The following is a 2,051-nucleotide window of genomic DNA, read 5'->3' as shown; positions in this document are numbered from 1 at the left end:
CCTTCACAATCACCAATATTACAAGCGCAAAATTCCGTGATCCTGCACAGACCTACACAGCGAGGGACAGTCCCCAGGCCTTGTGCCAGTTATCAACATCGAGGACCCCCTGAATGGTTACCTTTGACTTAGTTGCTGGATACATTCCAGGTTTGTGCAGATTGCCATGCGCAGACGTCTGTCCAAGTACAGACTTTCCCGGGCTGAAGGTAACCATCCAGGGGATGCCTCGTGCCAGTAATCACCACCGAGGACCCCCTGAATGGTTACCTTCAGATGATAAATTATTTTACTTGCCCTGTATGCGATTATATGTTTTACTCTTGATCTAAACGCCAGGGGGCGCCCTTATCGGGATAAGGGCTGAGAAGCACCCCAAGAACCTGATCCGGATAATACCGGCGGAGGGATTGGCGAGCAATCGACCAAGGACTTTTCACTTCCGGACCCTGCTCAGGGCCGGTGTTCCCCCAGGTCAGCTTACCTCTTCCCTCCTGAAATCCATCACAGGAGGACTCTCATGAAAACACAGCTTCAAAAGGCCAGGGCCGGGGTTGTCACCCCGGAGATGCACACTGCGGCAGAAGGCGAGCCCATAAGCGCCGAGGATCTTTGCAGCCTCATCGCCCGGGGCAGGGCGGTGCTGCCCAAAAACGCAGTGCACGACTTCGCCTCAATAAAAGCCATTGGCGAAGGACTCAAGACCAAGGTCAACGCCAATCTGGGCACCAGCGGAGAATGCGCCGACATGGCTGCCGAGGAGAAGAAGCTCGCGGCTGCTTTAAGGGCCGGGGCGGATTCCATAATGGATCTTTCCACCGGCGGAGACCTGGACCAGCTTCGCTGGATGTTTCTGAAAAAAAGCCCTGTCATGCTGGGTACCGTGCCCATTTACGGACTGGCCGCCAAAATGCTCAGGCATGGCCGGCCCATGCACGACATAACTCCTGAGGAGCTGTTCCGGGAAATAGAACTGCAGTGCAGCCAGGGAGTGGATTATATAACGGTGCATTGCGGGATAACCACGCAATCGGTTCAGAGGCTGGAGCATTTCAAACGCATTATGCCCTGCGTCAGCCGCGGCGGCTCCATGCACATGCAGTGGATAAGGGCCAACGGGCAGGAAAATCCTTTGTACCAGGACTTTGATGCCCTTTTGGATATTGCTGAAAAGTATGACGTGACCTTGAGCCTGGGGGACGGGTTTCGTCCCGGCTGCATCGAAGATTCACTGGACGGGGCCCAGGTGGAAGAGCTCATGATCCTGGCCGAGCTGGCCGGCAGGGCCTTTGAACGCGGGGTGCAGGTCATGATCGAGGGTCCGGGCCATGTGCCCCTGAATGAAATAAAAACCCAGATCCAGCTGCAGAAAAAGCTCTGCCGAAATGCTCCCTTTTATATCCTGGGTCCCCTGCCCACGGATATTGCTGCAGGCTACGACCATATAACCTCGTCAATCGGCGGAGCAGTTGCCGGAGCAGCCGGGGCCGACTTTCTGTGCTACGTCACTCCGGCCGAGCACCTGGCTCTGCCGGCAGAGGATGATGTCTACCAGGGAGTGATGGCCGCCAGGATTGCAGGGCATATAGCCGACTTGAGCAAGGGGCTTCCCGGAGCTGCTGATAAGGACCGGCAGATGGCTCACTGCCGCCAGACCCTGGACTGGGAGGGCATGATAAAAAGCGCCCTGGATCCGGACCTGGTGCGCAGCAGGATGCAGATAGCAGAAGACGGGCGGACCTGTTCCATGTGCGGCAAGCTCTGCGCAGTGAAGACTTCCGAGGAGACACAGGCACTTCAGGCAGAATCCTGATGTGCAGTTGAAAGCATGTACCGTAAAAAAGCCGGGCAGGTTAACCTGCCCGGCTTTTTTACAGTCCGGAAAAATACAGCATTGGCACGATGATTTTCAGGAGCGGCGAACCCCAATACATACACTGGCCTTGCCTGGAAGGGTTGCCAGCTTCAGTCGTCTGGGCGTCCCGGTCTCCAGCTGGAGTTCCTGAAAATCAAGTATTATCTCTTGAAGGGCTTGTTTCATTTGTTAGGCT

The 2,051-nt window shown here is 55.7% G+C and carries 2 protein-coding genes and 1 riboswitch; of the genes, one reads left to right on the top strand and one right to left on the bottom strand.

Going from position 1 to position 2,051, the window contains the following annotated elements; translation table 11 throughout:
* The first annotated feature begins 328 nt into the window (after window positions 1-328).
* Window positions 329-428: riboswitch (TPP riboswitch) on the top strand.
* A gap of 92 nt (window positions 429-520) precedes the next feature.
* On the top strand, window positions 521-1,813 hold the full coding sequence (gene thiC / locus D5S03_RS08870; protein WP_287043567.1) for a phosphomethylpyrimidine synthase ThiC: 1,293 nt from the start codon (window positions 521-523) through the stop codon (window positions 1,811-1,813).
* 96 nt (window positions 1,814-1,909) lie between these two features.
* Here the strand turns inward: thiC and D5S03_RS08865 are convergent, their stop codons facing one another.
* A complete protein-coding gene (locus tag D5S03_RS08865) occupies window positions 1,910-2,041 on the bottom strand; it encodes a hypothetical protein (protein WP_287043565.1) in 132 nt (43 codons plus the stop codon).
* Window positions 2,042-2,051: the final 10 nt, after the last annotated feature.

The organism is Desulfonatronospira sp. MSAO_Bac3 (genome assembly GCF_003838035.1).
GTDB classification, from domain to species: Bacteria; Desulfobacterota; Desulfovibrionia; order Desulfovibrionales; family Desulfonatronovibrionaceae; genus Desulfonatronospira; species Desulfonatronospira thiodismutans.
Note: the sequence above shows the minus strand (reverse complement) of the source record. Positions and strands in the feature narration are given on the sequence as shown.

Coding starts and splice junctions, on each gene's coding strand:
- D5S03_RS08865 (WP_287043565.1), bottom strand. CDS start 2,041: ATGAAACAAGCCCTTCAAGAGATAATACTTGATTTTCAGGAACTCCAG.
- thiC (WP_287043567.1), top strand. CDS start 521: ATGAAAACACAGCTTCAAAAGGCCAGGGCCGGGGTTGTCACCCCGGAG.